This is a genomic window from Amycolatopsis heterodermiae, from assembly GCF_034929455.1.
Lineage (GTDB): Bacteria > Actinomycetota > Actinomycetes > Mycobacteriales > Pseudonocardiaceae > Amycolatopsis > Amycolatopsis heterodermiae.
In genome coordinates this window covers 26,441-43,762 of the sequence record NZ_JAYFSI010000015.1, presented here as the reverse complement: position 1 = coordinate 43,762, position 17,322 = coordinate 26,441, and the positions used below count along the sequence as shown (strand labels likewise).

At 71.6% G+C, this 17,322-nt stretch carries 19 protein-coding genes; 1 reads left to right on the top strand and 18 read right to left on the bottom strand.

Going from position 1 to position 17,322, the window contains the following annotated elements:
* Positions 1 to 94: 94 nt before the first annotated feature.
* A complete protein-coding gene (rpsB, locus tag VA596_RS42680; RefSeq protein WP_323335452.1) occupies positions 95 to 979 on the bottom strand; it encodes a 30S ribosomal protein S2 in 885 nt (294 codons plus the stop codon).
* A gap of 650 nt (positions 980 to 1,629) precedes the next feature.
* Here rpsB and VA596_RS42675 point away from each other — a divergent pair.
* Positions 1,630 to 2,289 (top strand): M23 family metallopeptidase, encoded by a 660-nt coding sequence (locus VA596_RS42675; protein ID WP_323335450.1) that lies wholly within the window; start codon positions 1,630 to 1,632, stop codon positions 2,287 to 2,289.
* Here the strand turns inward: VA596_RS42675 and VA596_RS42670 are convergent, their stop codons facing one another.
* From VA596_RS42670 to ffh, 17 genes are all read right to left on the bottom strand, one after another.
* A complete protein-coding gene (locus VA596_RS42670; protein WP_323335448.1) occupies positions 2,290 to 3,138 on the bottom strand; it encodes a FliA/WhiG family RNA polymerase sigma factor in 849 nt (282 codons plus the stop codon).
* Positions 3,139 to 3,247: 109 nt separating this feature from the next.
* Entirely contained in the window at positions 3,248 to 4,222 is a 975-nt protein-coding gene (locus VA596_RS42665; RefSeq protein WP_323335446.1) for a tyrosine recombinase XerC, read from the bottom strand.
* A 103-nt stretch (positions 4,223 to 4,325) separates the two neighbouring features.
* Entirely contained in the window at positions 4,326 to 5,546 is a 1,221-nt protein-coding gene (dprA, locus tag VA596_RS42660; protein ID WP_323335444.1) for a DNA-processing protein DprA, read from the bottom strand.
* 232 nt (positions 5,547 to 5,778) lie between these two features.
* Positions 5,779 to 7,290, bottom strand: a complete 1,512-nt coding sequence (locus tag VA596_RS42655) for a YifB family Mg chelatase-like AAA ATPase (protein WP_323335442.1) — start codon at positions 7,288 to 7,290, stop codon at positions 5,779 to 5,781.
* Positions 7,290 to 7,667 (bottom strand): YraN family protein, encoded by a 378-nt coding sequence (locus tag VA596_RS42650; RefSeq protein ID WP_323335441.1) that lies wholly within the window; start codon positions 7,665 to 7,667, stop codon positions 7,290 to 7,292. Before VA596_RS42650 ends, VA596_RS42655 begins: the two co-directional genes overlap by 1 nt.
* 374 nt (positions 7,668 to 8,041) lie before the next feature.
* On the bottom strand, positions 8,042 to 8,365 hold the full coding sequence (locus tag VA596_RS42645) for a DUF2469 domain-containing protein (RefSeq protein ID WP_003096226.1): 324 nt from the start codon (positions 8,363 to 8,365) through the stop codon (positions 8,042 to 8,044).
* Positions 8,362 to 9,204 carry a ribonuclease HII gene (locus tag VA596_RS42640; RefSeq protein WP_323335745.1) on the bottom strand — a complete coding sequence of 281 codons (843 nt, stop codon included), beginning with the start codon at positions 9,202 to 9,204 and terminating at the stop codon, positions 8,362 to 8,364. Before VA596_RS42640 ends, VA596_RS42645 begins: the two co-directional genes overlap by 4 nt.
* 88 nt (positions 9,205 to 9,292) lie before the next feature.
* Positions 9,293 to 10,231 (bottom strand): signal peptidase I, encoded by a 939-nt coding sequence (gene lepB / locus VA596_RS42635; RefSeq protein ID WP_323335439.1) that lies wholly within the window; start codon positions 10,229 to 10,231, stop codon positions 9,293 to 9,295.
* Between the two features lie 30 nt (positions 10,232 to 10,261).
* Positions 10,262 to 10,630 (bottom strand): 50S ribosomal protein L19, encoded by a 369-nt coding sequence (gene rplS / locus VA596_RS42630; RefSeq protein WP_155545319.1) that lies wholly within the window; start codon positions 10,628 to 10,630, stop codon positions 10,262 to 10,264.
* 134 nt (positions 10,631 to 10,764) lie between these two features.
* Positions 10,765 to 11,544, bottom strand: a complete 780-nt coding sequence (trmD, locus tag VA596_RS42625; RefSeq protein WP_323335437.1) for a tRNA (guanosine(37)-N1)-methyltransferase TrmD — start codon at positions 11,542 to 11,544, stop codon at positions 10,765 to 10,767.
* Positions 11,541 to 12,056 (bottom strand): ribosome maturation factor RimM, encoded by a 516-nt coding sequence (gene rimM, locus VA596_RS42620; RefSeq protein ID WP_323335435.1) that lies wholly within the window; start codon positions 12,054 to 12,056, stop codon positions 11,541 to 11,543. The genes trmD and rimM overlap by 4 nt, the downstream gene beginning before the upstream one ends.
* Positions 12,057 to 12,081: 25 nt before the next feature.
* Entirely contained in the window at positions 12,082 to 12,321 is a 240-nt protein-coding gene (locus VA596_RS42615) for an RNA-binding protein (protein ID WP_003103110.1), read from the bottom strand.
* Entirely contained in the window at positions 12,318 to 12,761 is a 444-nt protein-coding gene (gene rpsP, locus VA596_RS42610) for a 30S ribosomal protein S16 (protein ID WP_323335429.1), read from the bottom strand. The genes VA596_RS42615 and rpsP overlap by 4 nt, the downstream gene beginning before the upstream one ends.
* Positions 12,762 to 12,932: 171 nt before the next feature.
* Positions 12,933 to 13,733 carry a CPBP family intramembrane glutamic endopeptidase gene (locus VA596_RS42605; protein ID WP_323335428.1) on the bottom strand — a complete coding sequence of 267 codons (801 nt, stop codon included), beginning with the start codon at positions 13,731 to 13,733 and terminating at the stop codon, positions 12,933 to 12,935.
* Between the two features lie 103 nt (positions 13,734 to 13,836).
* Entirely contained in the window at positions 13,837 to 14,562 is a 726-nt protein-coding gene (locus VA596_RS42600; RefSeq protein ID WP_323335426.1) for a CPBP family intramembrane glutamic endopeptidase, read from the bottom strand.
* A gap of 45 nt (positions 14,563 to 14,607) precedes the next feature.
* Positions 14,608 to 15,684, bottom strand: coding sequence for an amidohydrolase family protein (locus VA596_RS42595; protein ID WP_323335424.1), 1,077 nt, complete (start codon positions 15,682 to 15,684; stop codon positions 14,608 to 14,610).
* Positions 15,681 to 17,219 (bottom strand): signal recognition particle protein, encoded by a 1,539-nt coding sequence (ffh, locus tag VA596_RS42590; protein ID WP_323335422.1) that lies wholly within the window; start codon positions 17,217 to 17,219, stop codon positions 15,681 to 15,683. The genes VA596_RS42595 and ffh overlap by 4 nt, the downstream gene beginning before the upstream one ends.
* Between the last annotated feature and the right edge of the window lie 103 nt (positions 17,220 to 17,322).

The window sequence follows — 17,322 nt, the reverse complement described above, 5'->3', positions numbered from 1 at the left end:
AAATCCGTCCTTTTCAGGTACGTGAAATCCTTGGGGGGAGCTACGTCCGTGCGGCCGGGCCGGGAGCCGGCCCGGCCGCACGGACGGCGGTGCATCAGGAGGAGGCGGTCGCCTGCTCGGCGGGGGCCTCGGCCGGCGTCTCGACCGGAGCGTCCACGGCCGCGGCGGCCTCGGTCGCGTCGGCGGCGGCGGTCTCGGAGCCGGCGAGCAGCTCCTTCTCCCACTCGGCCAGCGGCTCGTCGGTGGCGACACCCGGCTCCGACTTGGAGTCGGCGGAAGCACCGTTGCGGCTGGAGCGCTGCATGAGACCGGCGGCCGCGGCCTCGGCGACGACCTTGGTCAGCAGCGCAGCCGACCGGATGGCGTCGTCGTTGCCCGGGATCGGGTAGTCGACCTCGTCCGGGTCGCAGTTGGTGTCCAGGATCGCGACGACCGGGATGTTCAGCTTGCGAGCCTCGCCGACGGCGATGTGCTCCTTCTTCGTGTCGACGATCCACACGATGCTCGGCACCTTGGCCATGTCGCGGATACCGCCGAGGGTCTTCTCGAGCTTGTCCTTCTCGCGGGTCAGCGTCAGGATCTCGCGCTTGGTGAGACCTTCGAAGCCGCCGGTCTGCTCGCGCGACTCGAGCTCCTTCAGGCGGAGGAGACGCTTGTGCACGGTCTGGAAGTTGGTCAGCATGCCGCCGAGCCAGCGCTGGTTCACGTAGGGCATGCCCACGCGCGAGGCTTCGGCCGCGATGGCTTCCTGGGCCTGCTTCTTGGTGCCGACGAACATGATCGTGCCGCCGTGCGCGACGGTTTCCTTGATGAACTCGTACGCACGGTCGATGTACGTCAGCGTCTGCTGCAGGTCGATGATGTAGATGCCGTTGCGCTCGGTGAAGATGTAGCGCTTCATCTTCGGGTTCCACCGACGGGTCTGGTGCCCGAAGTGCACGCCGCTGTCGAGCAGCTGCTTCATGGTGACGACGGCCATTGCCGGAATCAACCTCTTCTGTGTCGTGCGCGCCGGAGCCCCTGGGACCCGCCGCGCTACTCGGTTTTGTCGCTCACGGCCGGGAGGCCGCTCGCCCTGGTGCTCGTGCCGGTGCCCGGACCCTGAAGCGAGGACCTCAGGGACCGCCGGACACCGTGCGACTCGCCCGGGTTGGGTGTGCCAAGGCCGGGGAACGCGCACGTGCACGCGAAGTCAGCCCGCTCACGCGGACCGCGGAAAAGATTCTACCCCCTGCCACCAGCCCCTCCCCCACCGGCGGCCACGGCCGGGCCGGGTTGTCCACATCCGGGTGAGTTGTCCACAGATTCGGACATCGGCCCCCACGGCGTCCGAGGCTGCCGCAGGGTGGACGAGTGGAGTCGATCAGACGGTACGGACATGGGGTGCGGAGTCGCGCCACGGGGCTGCTCGCCCTGGTCACAGCGCTTTTCGCGGGTGCGGCAGTGCTCGCGACCGGAGTGACCGGCCCTGGCCCCGCGGGCGCCACATCGATCACAGCGGAAGCCGCCAACCCCAACCTTGCGAGCAGGGCACCGCGCACGGCGGAAGCGGCTGACCTTGACCTCGCGGGTACCTCAGCGCGCACGGCGCAAGGAACCAACCCCGACTTCGCAAGCGGTGCAACGCAGGTGGCCGAGGTGGCCAGCCCCGACCTCGCGAGCACGGCAGCGCTCGCGGCGGATGCGACCAGCCTCGCCTTCCCGGACCCCGTGCTACTCGCCGCTGCAGCGAACAGCGCCAGCTCTCCCGCGGCCTACCCCGGCTTCGCGGCGGCCAAGCCGACCGTGCCCGAGGCGTGGGGAGCTGAGCCGGAATCACCCGGCTCGCCTTTTCCGCCGCCACCCGCGGCCTGGACCGTGCCTCAGCCGCGGCTTTCCTGGCCGCTTTCACCCGTTCCGGTGGTCACCAAATACTTCGACGCACCGGAAACGCCCTACGGTGCCGGCCACCGTGGGGTTGACCTCGCGGCAGTGCCCGGGCAGGAGGTTCTGGCGGCCGATGCCGGTGTGGTCGTGTTCGCCGGGCTCGTCGCCGGGCGGCCGGTGATCTCCGTGGACCACGATGGCGGCCTGCGGACCACCTACGAGCCCGTCTCACCCGAGGTGGCCGCGGGTGACCAGGTGTTTCGCGGCCAGGTGCTCGGCACCGTCCTCGCCGGGCACCCCAGCTGCGCGGTCGCTGCCTGCCTGCACTGGGGTGTGCGCCGGGGCGAGGAGTACGTCGATCCGCTGTCGCTGACCGGTGAGGTCGGCGAGTACCGGCTCAAGCCGTGGGGCGCTGGCCCGTGATCAGCTGCCGGTCTGCTCGACCAGCTTGGCGCGCAGCCGCATGACCGCGCGGGTGTGCAGCTGGCTGACCCGCGACTCCGTGACGCCGAGGACCTTCCCGATCTCGGCGAGGGTCAGGCTCTCGAAGTAGTAGAGGCTGACCACGATCTTGTCGCGCTCGTTGAGCTGCCCGATCGCCTGCGCGAGCTGGCGGCGGTTGTCCTGGTCGACGAGCACCGCCACCGGGTCGACCGCGTCGTCGTCGGGCAGCGTGTCGACCAGCGAGCCGCTGTCCTTGCCCGCGGCCACCAGGTCCTCGAGCGCGACGACGCTGGTGAGCTGCATCTGGCCGTAGAAGTCGCGCAGGTCGTCGAGGCCGATGCCGAGCTCGACGGCGAGTTCGGCGTCGGTCGGGGTGCGGTGCAGGCGGGCGCCCAAGCGCTCCATCGCACGCTCGGCTTCCTTCGCCTTCGCGCGGATCGCGCGCGGGACCCAGTCCTGCGAACGGAGGTCGTCGAGGATCGCGCCGCGGATGCGCTGCATCGCGTAGGTCTCGAAGCGCAGGCCGCGCTCGGGGTCGAACTTCTCGATCGCGTCGACCAGCCCGAAGATGCCGGACTGCACGAGGTCGCCCACGTCGACGTGGGTGGGCAGCCCGGTGCCGACCCGGCCGGCGACGTACTTGACCAGCGGGGCGTAGTGCAGCACGAGCCGGTCGCGCGACACCTGGTCCGGGCTGTCGGCGAACTGCCGCCACAGCGCCGCGATCCCGGCGTCGACGTCGTAAGCGGCCCGAGATTCCGCGGGCGCGTCAGCGTCACCGCGGGTGTTCACCCCGGTGGCTTCGGTGACGTGCGGTCCTGCGGTCATTGCACAGTCGTCCTCGGCGTGCGGCTCAGTGTCGTCTCCGTGCTCGTGCGGATGCGCGTGCGCCGCCAGGCCTGCTGGTGACGACCCCAACGAGGCTCCCCCGGCCGCTTCAGGCCCTGGGATGCGCTCGGTCATGGATCGCTTTCAACCGGTCGACGGTTACATGAGTGTAGAGCTGCGTCGTGGCAAGCGTAGCGTGACCAAGCAGTTCCTGAACGCTCCTGAGATCGGCACCCCCTTCGAGCAGATGCGTCGCCGCCGAATGACGGAGGCCGTGCGGGCCCATGTCCTGCGTTCCGGGCACCGCCGTGACGGCGTCGTGGACCACGCGCCGCACCGCACGCGGGTCGACGCGTTTTCCCCGGACGCCGAGGAAGAGCGCGGGCTCGACGCCCCCACCGGCGCTTTCGGCGAGGATCTTCGGACGCCCCTCCTCGATCCAGTCGCCCAGCGCCCCGGCGGCGGGCACGCCGAACGGGACCACCCGTTCCTTCCCGCCCTTGCCGAGCACGGTCACGACACGACGGGAGAAATCGGCGCCGCCGACGTCCAACCCGCACAACTCGGACACGCGGATGCCCGTGGCGTAGAGCAGCTCGACCATCGCGCGATCACGCAGTGCGATCGGATCGCGTTCCGCCGCGCCGGCCGCCGACGCCCGCATGACCTCGTCCGCCTGCCCGGCCCGCAGCACACCCGGCAGGGTGCGGTGCGCCCGCGGAGCGGCGAGCCTGCCGCCGGGATCGGCGGTGAGGTGCTCGGCGCGGTGCGCCCAGGCGGTGAACGTTCGGGCCGAGGCCGCCCGCCGTGCCAGCGTCGTGCGGCTGGCCCCACCGGTCTGCTGCGCGGCGAGCCACGCCCGCAGCCGGGCGAGGTCCAGATCCGCGAGCCCGCCCCCGGCCTCGACGACGAACCCGAGCAGCGACACCGCGTCACCGACGTACGCGCGGACGGTGTGCGCGGACAGGCCGCGCTCCAGCCCGAGGTGCCGTTCGTAGCCGGCGAGGACGGCCTGGACCGGCTCGGGCAGCGTGGCCCGGAGCCCGCGCAGGTCCGGCCGGCGGGATCGGGATGGCGGCGGCATGGACGTCACGCTGCGCGAACATCCGCCGCCGGTCAAGGATCGCCACGCGGGCCCACCGGTCCGGCCGAACATATTCGACGATTTCGCGAGGAATCCGTGGTGCTCACGCGCTTTGCCTCCGCCGTCGCCAACCCGCCTCGCCGCGTACGGCGAATCCGTCGATCTCCAGTTCCGGCAGCAGCGCCCGCACCCTCCGCAGCGGCACGCCGGACTCGGTCGCGATCTCGGCGTCCGACCGGTCCCGGCGCACGGCCAGTGCCTCGTACGTCCGAAGGGCGTCGGGGCCCAGCCGGTCGGTCGGGCGTTTCGCCCGGGTTGGGGCACTCGCCTCCGCGACGCCGAAGAAGCCCACGCTCTCGAGGATTTCGTCGACCGTCGAGACCAGCGTCGCCCGGGACTCGCGGATCAGCGCGTGGCAGCCGGCCGACATGCCGGAGGAGACCGGCCCCGGCAGTGCCATCACCACCTTGCCCAGGGCACCGGCGGTGCTCGCGGTGTTGCGGGCGCCGCTGCGCCGCCCGGCCTCGACCACCACGGTGCCTTCGGTGAGGGCGGCGATGAGCCGGTTGCGGACCAGGAACCGGTGCCGCGCCGGCGGGGTGCCGGGCGGGTATTCGCTGACGACCGCGCCGCCGCTGCGGATGATCCGGTCGAGCAGCGGGACGTGGCCCGCGGGATATCCCGCGTCGAGGGCGCAGCCCAGCACTGCGACGGTGACCCCGGACGCGGCGAGCGCACCACGGTGGGCGATGCCGTCGATGCCGTAGGCCGCCCCGGAGAAGACAGGCACGCCGCGGGCGGCGAGCCCGTGGGCGAACTCGGCGGCGTAGTGCTCGCCGTAGTTGGTCGAGGCCCGGGCCCCCACGACCGCCACGGCGCGGTCGGCCACGGTGCCGAGCGGGACGTCACCGCTGACCCACAGCGCCAACGGCGGCACGGCCTCCGCGACCCCGCGCTGGGCGGCGAGGTCGAGGGAGAGCAGCGGCCAGGCCGGCCACTCGTCGTCCTCGGGCACGACCAGCCGCGCCCCGGCCGCCGCGGCCCGCGCGAAGTCCTGGGTGACGAAGTCGTACGCGCGGCGGGCTTCGGTGGCCTTCACGACCTCGGGCGGGCAGTCGCCCAGCCGCACGCGGGCGGCGGCCTCCACCGGCCCGTGTTGCGCCACGAAGGCGACGAGCGCGGGGGCCGGTGGCTCGGCAACTCGCAGCAGGTAGGCGCGGGCTCGGTGTAGTTCGTCGGGGCCCCCTTCGAGGGTGGGTGCGGGGCTGACCGGTTCGGGCTCGCCGGGCAGGTGTCCGGCGGGCGGGCCTTCATGAGTGCTCATGCCGCCACCTGCTCTCGGGCGCTTGGGGGCGAGCCGACCTGATGGGCGGCGGGTGACTCGATGGAGAGTTGGTCCGCGTTGGTGCTCATACCGCTACCTGCTCTCGGACGGCCGGGGCCGGGGCCGAGCCCATCTGCCTGGCGGCAGACAGCGAATCGGTGGCAGCACGCTGGAGTTCGCTGGGGCCCGTGCCGCCACCCACTTTCGGAAGCGCGCCGGGGCTCGTTGGGGTTCATGCCGCCACTCGCTCTCGGAAGTCCAAGGCTGCGCCTACCTGTTCGGCTCCAGGGCGGGGTTCGCCGTCCAGGTCGGCGAGGGTCCACGCGATGCGCAGGCAGCGGTCCGCTCCTCGGCCGCTCAGGGCTCCTCGGTCCATTGCGCGGTCCAGGAGGACCGTCGACTCCGCTGGGAGGGCGAACTCACGTCGCAGGGCCGGGCCGGGGACTTCGGAGTTCGCGCGCCAGCCGTGGTCGTGCCAGCGGTGGGCCGCGCGGGCGCGGGCTTCCAGTACCCGGGCCCGGACCGTTTCCGAGGACTCCGCCGTTCCCGTGTCGTGGGCGCTGATCGCGCTCAACGGGCGGAGGCGGACTCGGAGGTCCACGCGATCCAGCAGCGGGCCCGACAAACGGCCGAGGTAGCGGCGGCGGGCCATCGGTGAGCAGACGCAGTCCGCGTCCTTCGGCGGGGCACACGGGCACGGGTTCGACGCCAGGACGAGCTGGAACCGCGCCGGGTAGGTGATCGCGCCCTTCACCCTGGCGATGCGGACCTCGCCCTCCTCCAGCACCGTCCGCAGCGACTCCAGGCGTTGGCTGCCGAACTCGCACACCTCGTCCAGGAACAGCACTCCTCGGTGGGCGCGGCTGATCGCGCCGGGGGACGCGAGGCCGCTGCCGCCGCCGATCAGGGCCGGTACCGAGATCGAATGGTGCGGGGCCACGAACGGCGGCACCGTGACCAGCGGCGACGACTTCGACAGCGAGCCGTCGACCGAATGGACCGCCGTGACCTCCAGGGACTCGTCGGGTGACAGCGGCGGCAGCAGGCCGGGCAGCCGTTTCGCGAGCATCGTCTTGCCCACGCCCGGCGGTCCGGTGAGCAGCAGGTGGTGGCCGCCCGCCGCGGCGACCTCCAGGGCCCAGCGCGCCTCCGGCTGGCCGACCACGTCGGCGAGGTCCGGGACCTGCGGTGGCGTCGCCGGGGCAGGTGGTGCTGGCGCGACCAGGCCGGTTTCGCCCTTCAGCCACCCCACCAGGTCGCGCAGGTGGGTCACGCCGCCCACCTCGATGCCGTCGACCAGCGCGGCCTCGACGAGGGACTCCGCGGGGACGACGGCGCGTTCGTACCCGGCCGTTCTTGCCGCCAGCAGGCCGGGGAGAACGCCGCGGACCGCGCGGACCCGGCCGTCCAGCGCGAGCTCGCCGAGCAGGACCGTCCCGAGCAGCCGGGTCGCCGGGACCGCACCCGTGGCCGCGAGCACGGCCGCCGCGATGCCGAGGTCGTAGGCCGAGCCGACCTTCGGGAGGTTCGCCGGGGACAGGCCGAGGGTCACCTTGCCGTCGGGCCAGGGCTGCCCGGAGTTGCGCACGGCCGAGCGGACGCGGTCCTTCGCCTCGCGCAGCCCGGCGTCCGGCAGGCCGACGAGGGTGATGCGGCTCAGCCCGCCGCCGAGGTCGGCCTCGATCTCGATGACACGGCCGTCGATGCCCAGCAGGGCGACCGACCAGGACTTGGCGATCGGCATCAGAAGGCCGCCTCGATGTGCTGCAGCCGCGGGCGGGCGCCGGCCTCGGCGAGGATCGTGACGACGTCGTAGCGGACCGGGCACCAGCCGATGCGGAACTCGCGCAGCCAGCGTTGCGCCGCGCGGCGGACCCGGCCGGCCTTCTCGTCGGTGACGGTCTCGGACGGCAGGCCGAACTCCGTGCCCGAGCGGGTCTTCACTTCGCAGAAGACGACGCGCGTGCGGTCGGTCAGGACGAGGTCGAGCTCGCCCTCGCGGCACCGCCAGTTGCGGCCCAGCAGGACCAGGCCGCGGTCCTGCAGGTGCCGGGCGGCCAGGTCCTCGCCCCAGGTGCCGAAGTCGCGGCGGTGTCTCGCGAGCTGATCGGTGCCCGTCATCGTGTTTCGTCCCCTCGCCGCGCCGTTGCGGTCACCGAGGCGGTCCCGGCGATCACGGTGCGTGCTTGATCGACGGTGCCAGGGTGCGGGGCGGGGTCACCAGACCCGGATCGCCGGGTTGTGGACAACCGGGGGGATGTGGACAACTGCTCTGCCGGGAGACGGTGTGGGACCGGAAATGTCGGTGCAGCGTGCTAGGGGCGGGTGCTGCCGAACGCGCGGATGGAACCGAACCAAGGGCGAGGAGAACGACGAACTAGCCGGAGGACGGCCGCGTCATTTCGGGCTCCGACACCGACCGCCGGGCCCTGGAGACGGCAAAACCGGCGAAACCGCGCCGGTTCAGCGCGGTTTCGCCGGTTTGACGTGCTTGCTCAGCCCGAGAACGGGCCGTCCTCGGGAAGCCGGAGGTCCGGCTTGTCGAGCTCTTCGACGTTGACGTCCTTGAAGGTGATCACTCGCACGTGCTTGACGAACCGGGCGGGGCGGTACATGTCCCAGACCCACGCGTCGGACATGCGGACCTCGAAGTACACCTCGCCACCGCCGTCGCGGACCTGGACGTCCACCGCGTTGGCCAGGTAGAACCGCCGCTCGGTCTCCACCACGTACGAGAACTGGCCGACGATGTCGCGGTACTCGCGGTACAGCGAGAGCTCCATCTCGGTCTCGTACTTCTCGAGATCCTCTGCGCTCATGAAATCCGCGCCCCTCCTCGGGATCGTGCTCCTGCTCCGCCGGCGGAGCGTTCATTGTGACCTACGCCGGCGCCCGGGGCATGCAGCGGCAGGCTGAGTTGCGGGTCCAGTGCTTCGTCGAGGACGGCGGCCAGCCCGGCTCCGGCGTCCTTCTCCATGGCTTTCTCCAGTGCGGCGTAGGTCAGCACGACCGGCCGCGCGGGGCGCATGCCGTGCGCGATCGCCGCCGTGGCGACGTTCGTGTACGACCAGCGGTGGACGTCGCTGGGACCGTGTTCGCGCAGCGCCGCCAGGTGGTCCGACGTGCTGTAACCCTTGTGCACGTCGAATCCGTAGTGCGGCAGCTCGTCGTGGTGACCGGCCATGATGCGGTCTCGGGTCACCTTCGCCAGCACCGACGCGCCCGCGATGCAGGCCACCGTCCGGTCGCCCTTGATCACCGCGGCGTTCGGGGCGGTCAGCCCGGGGATGCGGAACCCGTCGGTGAGGACGTAGCCCGGCGACACGCGCAGGGCCGCCGCGGCGCGGCGCATGCCCTCGAAGTTCATCACCCGAATGCCGTAGAGGTCGATCTCCTCGTGCGGGATGACGATCACCGAGTAGTCGACGGCCCGGGCGAGGACCAGGTCGTAGACCCGGTCCCGCGCCTTGGCCGTCATCAGCTTCGAGTCCGTCAGCTCGGTGAGCTTCGCCGCGTCGCCTTGCTTGAGGACGCAGGCGGCGACCACCAGCGGCCCCGCGCACGCCCCGGCGCCGGCTTCGTCCACACCGGCGACCGGGCCGAGGCCACGGCGGTCGAGCGCGCCCTGCAGACCCCAGAAGAGGTCGCCGCGCACCACGGCCCGCGGCGGCCGGATCGGCTCGGCCGCGGTGAGGGGAACGGGAACTGTCAAGGCTGCATCACCCGTCTGCCGCACGTCCGGGTGGCTAGCTCTTCCGCCCGGCCGCCCGGCGCAGTCCGGACTTGAGCTTGCGCCCGAGGAACAGCGCGGGCCAAGCGCCCGCGATCCCGGCGCCGAGCGGGACCCCGCTCTGCCACGCCGGCGCGCCGAGCGCGACCGGCTGGGCCGTTTCCTGCGGGTTGTGGTCGGTGATCCCGCCCCACCGGCCCGGCGGCAGGACGATGATCCGCGCCTTGCCGATGATGTTGTCGACCGGGACCGCGCCGTTCACGCCGCCGCCGCCCTGGAACCGCGAGTCGTCGGAGTTGTTGCGGTTGTCGCCCATGACCCAGACCATCCCCGCGGGGACCTTGACCGGCTCGAAGGGCTTCTCCGCCTGGTCGGACGGGTCCTCCCAGTGGACGTACGGCTCGTCGAGCGCCTTGCCGTCCACGATGACCCGGCCCTGCGGGTCGCAGCACTGGACGGTCTGGCCGCCGACCGCGATCACGCGCTTGACGAAGTCGCGCTCGTCCGGCGGGGCGAACCCGACCAGCGAACCGAGGCCACGGAGACCGCGGACCACGATGTTGCTCGACTCCTGCGGCGGGATCTCGTTGTTGACCCACGCCGGCGGGCCCTTGAAGACGACGACGTCGCCCGGTCCGGGCTCGGTGAAGTCGTAGGTGACGCGGTCCACGAGGATCCGGTCACCGGTGCAGCCGGGGCACCCGTGGAGCGTGGCTTCCATCGACCCCGAAGGGATCATGAAGACCTTCGCCAGGAATGTCTGGATCAAGATCGTGAGCACCAGGGCGATCACGAGCAGGATCGGCAGTTCCTTCCAGAACGACCGTTTCTTGGCGGGCTTGGCGCGCCTGCGGCGGGCGCCCCCGCGCTCCTCGGAGCGGGACCGGCGGGGCTGGTCCTCCTCGGAGCGATCGGGGTCATCCTCAGGAGCGTTCTGGGACACGGGTTCGGCCACGTCGTCAGGCTACCGGTACCGGGTGATGGCTCAGTTAGCCGAAGCCGTCTCGCGGTTCTCGCGGCGCTCCTTGATCTTGGCCTTCTTGCCGCGCAGGTCGCGCAGGTAGTACAGCTTCGCGCGCCGCACGTCGCCGCGCTTGTGGACCTCGACCTCGGCCACGTTCGGCGAGTGCACCGGGAAGGTGCGCTCCACGCCGACACCGAAGGAGACCTTGCGCACGGTGAAGGTCTCCCGGATGCCGCCGCCCTGACGGCGGATCACGACGCCCTGGAAGACCTGGTTGCGCTCACGGTTGCCCTCGATGACGCGGACGTGCACCTTGAGCGTGTCGCCCGGGCGGAAGGCCGGGATGTCGGAACGCAGTGACTGCTTGTCCAGCGCGTCCAGGGTGTTCATCGGTGGTCCGTCCTCGTCTTCGTATGGCTTGCGTACACATCCCCCAGGCGCGCAACGGTGCCGCTGCGGGCGACCCAGGGGGCTGATGGCGGGCTCGTGAACGAGGAAGTCCACTCACGCCAACCTGTCAAGTATTACAGACCGGGTTCCGGCGGAAGCACCGGCCCCTGCGCCTGCTCGGGATCCAGGCCCTCCAGGACCCCGCGATCGTGCTTGCCGAGGCTACCTTCCGGCAGCTGCGCCAGGAGATCGGGGCGCCGGCGGGCGGTGCGTTCCAGGGCCTGGTCGCGCCGCCAGCGGTCGATCAGCGCGTGGTTGCCGGACCGCAGGACGTCGGGCACCGCCAGGTCCCGCCAGACCTCGGGACGCGTGTAGCTGGGTCCTTCGAGCAGTCCGTCGGAGAAGGAGTCCTCGGCGGCCGAACGGACGTTGCCAAGCACCCCGGGCAGCAGCCGGACGACGGCCTCGACCATGACGAGCACCGCCGCCTCGCCGCCGACCAGGACGTAGTCGCCGATCGACACCTCGTCCACCGGCATCCGGCGGGCGGCGTCGTCGACGACGCGCTGGTCGATGCCCTCGTACCGGCCGCACGCGAAGACCAGGTGCTTCTCCTCGGCGTACGCGTGCGCGAGCTCCTGGGTGAAGGGCCGCCCGGCCGGCGTCGGCACGACCAGGCGGGTCTCCGGACGGCAGACGTCGTCCAGTGCCGGGCCCCAGATCTGCGGCTTCATGACCATGCCGGGGCCGCCGCCGTACGGCGCGTCGTCGACCGCGCGGTGGACGTCGTGGGTCCATTCGCGCAGGTCGTGCACGCCGACCTCGATCAGGCCGCGGTCGATCGCCCGGCCCAGCAGCGCGGCGCGCAGCGGGTCGAGGTACTCGGGAAAGATCGTGACGACGTCGATCCTCATTCGGCGTCCAGGAGCCCTTCGGGCGGATCCAGGACGACTCGCCCGCCCGCGACGTCCACCGTGGGGACGATCGCCCGGACGAACGGGACCAGCACGTCACGGCCGTCGACGTCCAGCTCGAGGAGCTCGCCCGCGGGCGAGTGGACGACCTCGACGACCTTGCCGACGACGGTCCCGTCGAGCAGCTCGGCCCGCAGGCCGGCCAGCTCGTGGTCGTAGAACTCGTCGGGGTCGGTCGTCGGCGGCAGCGCGTCGGTGTCGACGAGCAGGAGGGCGCCGCGCAGCGTCTCGGCGACGTCGCGGGTCAAGACCTCCTCGAAACGCACCAGCAGCCGCCCGCTGTGTTCGCGGGCGGCTGCGATGGTGAGATCCCTTTTGCTGCCGTCGCGCAGCTTCGTCGTGACGACCGCACCGACCTTGAACCGCTCTTCCGGCGAATCCGTGCGCACGTCCACCGCGAGTTCCCCGCGGATTCCGTGCGCTTTGGCGATACGGCCTGCTACGACGTCCATCTGACCGTTCTCTGAAAGACCCGGATCAGCGGTCGGTGTCGACGACGTCCACGCGGACGCCGCGGCCACCGATGCCGCCCATGACGGTGCGCAGGGCGGTCGCGGTGCGTCCGCCCCGGCCGATCACCTTGCCGAGGTCGTCGGGGTGCACGTGCACCTCGAGCGTGCGGCCACGACGCGTGGTCAGCAGCTCGACCCGGACCTCGTCCGGGTTGTCGACGATCCCGCGCACCAGGTGCTCGAGGGAGTCAGCCAGAAAGCTCACTCGGCCTTCTCACCCTCGGCGGCTTCGGCCTTCTCGGCCTCGGCCTTCTTGGGGGCGGACTTCTTCTTCGGCGTGGTGGCCTCGGTGGAGGGCTCCTCGCCGGCCGCGGCCAGTGCGGCGTTGAACAGGTCCTGCTTGGACGGCTTCGGCTCAGCGACCTTCAGGGTGCCTTCGGTGCCCGGCAGGCCCTTGTACTTCTGCCAGTCACCGGTGATCTCGAGGAGACGCTGGACCGGCTCGGTCGGCTGCGCGCCGACACCCAGCCAGTACTGGGCACGCTCGGAGACGACCTCGATGAGGCTCGGCTCCTCCTTCGGGTGGTACTTGCCGATCGTCTCGATGGCCTTGCCGTCCCGGCGGGTGCGCGCGTCGGCGACGATGATGCGGTAGTACGGCGCACGGATCTTGCCGAGGCGCTGCAGCTTGATCTTGACGGCCACGGGTGTGGGTACTCCTCAAATCTCTCTGGTGCTGGGGTGGGCGCACGCGGTCCGAGTGGGGACACGGAAGCGGGCACCCGAAGGTCACAGCTTTCGCGCGGTGAGAGGGTCCGGCGGAAGCAGGCAGTGCACCATTCTGCCAGACGGGGTCCGGCACCTCTGAAAGTGGCCTCAGAAAGAGGCCACGCCCAGCGCCCCGAGCAGGATGGTGAGCGCCGGGAGGAAGTTGTTCACCTGGTGCGCGACGATGCTCGCCGGCAGCCGTCCGGTGACGAGCCGCGCCAAGCCGATCGGCACCGCGATGACCAGCAGCAGGGTGGTGCGCAGGGGTTCGAGGTGACTGGCCGCGAACACCGCCGTCGACAGCAGGAACGCGGCGACGCGGCCCCAGCGCTCGCTGCGCCACTGCAGCCGTTCCGCCGCGCCCCAGAGCAGGCCGCGGTAGATGACCTCTTCGCAGATCGGGCCGAGCAGCCAGAGGTAGACGAACATCACGACGGCCGCCGACACCGACATCTGCCGGTCCTCGACCAGGGAGCTGATCGCGGACGTCGCGTTCGCGTCGCCGACCAGCCGCGTCCAGAGGTAGGCGGCGACGGTGGTGAAGACGAGGCCGATGCAGCCGTACTTGAAGCCGACGCGCACGTCGGCCCAGCGCCACTCGATCCGCAGGTCGACGAGCGGCCCGTTGCCGCGCACGTAGGTGACCAGCACCGCGACGGCGGCCGCGATCATCGTCGGCAGCATCGTGCCCAGCAGCACGACGCGGATCGGCAGCGGGCCGGGGCCGGTGTCGCCGACCAGCACGGACACGAACGCGGCCGAGGCCAGCAGGACCACTTCGACGAGCAGGAACGCCCCGAACCCCCAGCGGTGCGCGGGCGGCGACGCCAGGAACGCCGTGGCGTCGGCGGGCTCTTCGGGGGGAGGCAGTGCGTCGGGAAGGGGCTCCCGAGGCTGGGAAGTGGTCACGCCTGCCCTCCGCGGGTCGCTCGGCTCCTGCCTCCGAGCCTAGCGGCCGGAATGTGATCGCACAGTATCCGTCCAACTACTGTCCACGATCTTCGCAAGCACTTCAGTGCGCGACGAACAGCAGCACCGCGGGCGGCAGGTTGTTGGCCGCGTGCGCGATGACCCCGGCGCTCACTCGGCCGGACAGGTGCCGGGCCAGCCCGATCGCGAGGCCCTGGCCGAACAGCGCGATCGTGCGCGTCGGCTCGCCGTGCAGCTGGGCGAACACCAGCGCGGTGAGCACGAGCACCGCCCACGGCGGGATCCGGTGGAACGACAGCGCCTTCCAGAGCGTGCCGCGGACCAGCAGTTCCTCGGTGAGCGGGGCGCCCGCGATGACGATCACCGCGGCCAGCACGAGCCAGACCGTGTCTCCGTCGAAGGTGTCCGCGAGGTCGGTGAGCGGGCTGTCGGAGACGTCGTCGGCGCCGTAGACCGCGATCAGCACGAGGTTGAGCCCGTAACCGACGACGAGCGCCAGCGCGCCGCAGGCGAGGCCGATCCGGACGTCGCGCCAGGTCGGCGTGATCCCGAAGTCGGCGCGCAGGCCGTGGCCCCAGAGCCAGGAGCCGGCGGCCGGGCCGAGGCCGAGCAGCAGGTTGGGCACGAAGGCCAGCAGCAGGAGCGGCCCGATGTCCCGCAGCTCGAGGGGGTCGAACTCACCGACGTTGCGGTTGACCGCCGCGGCGATGATCAGGTTGATCAGGTAGTAGCCGGCGATCCCGGCGAAGAACGCCACGAAACACCAGTGCGCCCCCAGCACGCGCCGTGCGCCGTCGTCGTCCGTCACGCACCCAACGCTAAAGTGCCGACCCCGCAAGGAAAACAGCGGGGGTCATGCGTACACGACGCCGCCGAGGACGATGTGCTCCGGATGCCGGAGGACGCCGAGGTCGTCGCGCGGATCGCTCGCGTAGACGAGCAGGTCCGCGGGCGCGCCGTCGGTGATGCCGGGGTGCCCGAGCCAGTCGCGGGCGGCCCAGGACGCGCTCGCGAGGGCCTGCTCCCGGGTCATGCCCGCGCCGTGCAGCGCCTCGATCTCGTCGACGAGCCTGCCGTGCTCGACCATGCCGCCCGCGTCGCTGCCCGCGAAGACGCGGACGCCCACTTCGATGGCCGCGGAGACCATCTCGCCGACGCCGGCGTGCAGCGCGCGCATGTGGTCCGCGTACGCCGGGTATCTGCCGGCCTTGTCCGCGATGCCCGGGAAGTTCTCGATGTTGATCAGCGTCGGCACCAGCGCGACGTCGTGGCGGGCCAGCTCGGACAGCTGATCGGCGCTCAGTCCGGTGCCGTGCTCGAGGCAGTCGATGCCGGACGCGAGCAGTCCCGGCAGCGCGGCCTCGCCGAACACGTGCGCCGTGACGCGGGCGCCGTGCTGGTGCGCGACCGCGACGGCTTCGGCGAGGACGTCGTCCGGCCACAGCGGCGCGAGGTCGCCGACACCGCGGTCGATCCAGTCCCCCACCAGCTTGACCCAGCCGTCGCCGTCCTTCGCCTGTTCGGCGACGGCGGCGGGCAGCTGGGACGGGTCGTCCAGCTCGATGCCCAGGCCGGGGATGTAGCGCTTGGTCAGGGCGAGGTGCTGCCCGGCGCGGATGATCGTCGGCAGGTCCGCTCGCCGTTGCAGCGGACGGACGTCGATCGGCAGGCCGCAGTCGCGGATCAGCAGCGTGCCCGCGTCGCGGTCGGTGACGGCCTGGGCCTCGGCTTCTTCGAGCGAGACGGGCCCGTGGACGCCGATGCCGGGGTGGCAGTGCGCGTCGACCAGCCCGGGCACCAGGAAGACGTCACGGGCGAGCGTCTCGGCGCCGGGCACCGGTTCGAACGAGATCCGGCCGCCGGTGATCCAGAGTTCCCCGGACTCGCCGCCGGGCAGGATCACCCCGGCGGCGTGGAGCGCGGTGCTCAATTGTCCTTGGGGTTCTTCGGCAGCTTGAACTTCGACGGGTCGAAGCCCGGGACGTCGTTCATCCCGCCGAGCTTGGACAGGTCGGGCATGCCGCCCGGCATCTGACCGCCCGGGGGCAGCATCGGCATGCCGCCGGGGAAGCCGCCGCGGACCTTGGGCTGTGTGGGACCGCGTCCCTTCTTGCCCTTCTTGCCCTTGCGCGACTTGGAGCCGCCGCCCCCGCCGCCGAAGCCGAACCGGCCGGCCATCTGGGCCATCATCTTGCGAGCCTCGAAGAACCGGTTGACCAGGTCGTTGACCTCGCGCACGGAGACGCCGGAGCCGTTGGCGATGCGCAGGCGGCGCGAGCCGTTGATCATCTTCGGGTCGTCGCGCTCGGCCGGGGTCATGCCGCGGATGATCGCCTGCAGCTTGTCCAGGTGCTTGTCGTCGACCTGGGCCAGCTGGTCCTTCATCTGACCGGCGCCGGGCAGCATGCCGAGCAGGTTGCCGATCGGGCCCATCTTGCGGACCGCGAGCATCTGCTCGAGGAAGTCCTCCAGGGTGAGCTGGCCGCTGGACAGCTTCGCGGCGGCCTTCTCGGCCTGGTCCTGGTCGAAGGCCTGTTCGGCCTGCTCGATCAGGGTCAGCATGTCGCCCATGCCGAGGATCCGCGACGCCATCCGGTCCGGGTGGAAGGTGTCGAAGTCCTCGAGCTTCTCGCCGTTGGAGGCGAAGAGGATCGGCTGGCCGGTGACCTCGCGGACCGACAGCGCGGCACCACCGCGGGCGTCGCCGTCGAGCTTGGTGAGCACGACACCGGTGAAGCCGACGCCGTCGCGGAACGCCTCGGCCGTGGTCACGGCGTCCTGGCCGATCATCGCGTCGACGACGAACAGGGTCTCGTCCGGCTGGACGGCGTCGCGGATGTCCGCGGCCTGCTTCATCAGCTCTTCGTCGACGCCCAGGCGGCCCGCGGTGTCGACGACGACGACGTCGTACTGCGCGTGCTTCGCCTCGGCGATGGCGCGGCGGGCGACGTCGACCGGGTCGCCGACGCCGTTGCCCGGCTCGGGCGCGAACGTCGTGACGCCGGCGCGCTCGCCGACCACCTGCAGCTGCGTGACGGCGTTCGGGCGCTGGAGGTCGCAGGCGACCAGCAGCGGCGCGTGGCCCTGCTTCTTCAGCCACATCGCGAGCTTGCCGGCCAGCGTCGTCTTACCGGCGCCTTGGAGGCCGGCGAGCATGATCACGGTCGGCGGGGTCTTCGCCAGGTTGAGCCGCCGGGTCTCGCCGCCGAGGATCCCGACGAGCTCCTCGTTGACGATCTTGACGACCTGCTGCGCGGGGTTGAGCGCCTGGGAGACCTCGGCGCCCTTCGCCCGTTCCTTGATCCTCGCGATGAAGGTCTTGACCACGCCGAGGGCGACGTCGGCCTCCAGCAGCGCGATGCGGATCTCGCGCGCGGTGGCGTCGATGTCGGCGTCGGACAGCCGGCCCTTGCGCGTGAGCGTCTGAAGGGCGGCGGTGAGCCGATCGGACAGGGTGTCGAACACGGGTGTGCACGCTCCAGCTGGGTCGAGAGTGGCGCGCCGGACCGGGCCGGCCTCTCCCAGAGTAGTCGCTCCGGGTCTCCCACCTCGCGGGTACGCGAAAGTC

Bases quoted from the DNA above. Each gene is read 5' to 3' on its own strand.
- rpsB (WP_323335452.1), bottom strand. From the start codon at position 979: ATGGCCGTCGTCACCATGAAGCAGCTGCTCGACAGCGGCGTGCACTTC.
- VA596_RS42670 (WP_323335448.1), bottom strand. From the start codon at position 3,138: ATGACCGCAGGACCGCACGTCACCGAAGCCACCGGGGTGAACACCCGC.
- VA596_RS42665 (WP_323335446.1), bottom strand. From the start codon at position 4,222: ATGCCGCCGCCATCCCGATCCCGCCGGCCGGACCTGCGCGGGCTCCGG.
- dprA (WP_323335444.1), bottom strand. From the start codon at position 5,546: ATGAGCACTCATGAAGGCCCGCCCGCCGGACACCTGCCCGGCGAGCCC.
- VA596_RS42655 (WP_323335442.1), bottom strand. From the start codon at position 7,290: ATGCCGATCGCCAAGTCCTGGTCGGTCGCCCTGCTGGGCATCGACGGC.
- VA596_RS42650 (WP_323335441.1), bottom strand. From the start codon at position 7,667: ATGACGGGCACCGATCAGCTCGCGAGACACCGCCGCGACTTCGGCACC.
- VA596_RS42645 (WP_003096226.1), bottom strand. From the start codon at position 8,365: ATGAGCGCAGAGGATCTCGAGAAGTACGAGACCGAGATGGAGCTCTCG.
- rplS (WP_155545319.1), bottom strand. From the start codon at position 10,630: ATGAACACCCTGGACGCGCTGGACAAGCAGTCACTGCGTTCCGACATC.
- trmD (WP_323335437.1), bottom strand. From the start codon at position 11,544: ATGAGGATCGACGTCGTCACGATCTTTCCCGAGTACCTCGACCCGCTG.
- rimM (WP_323335435.1), bottom strand. From the start codon at position 12,056: ATGGACGTCGTAGCAGGCCGTATCGCCAAAGCGCACGGAATCCGCGGG.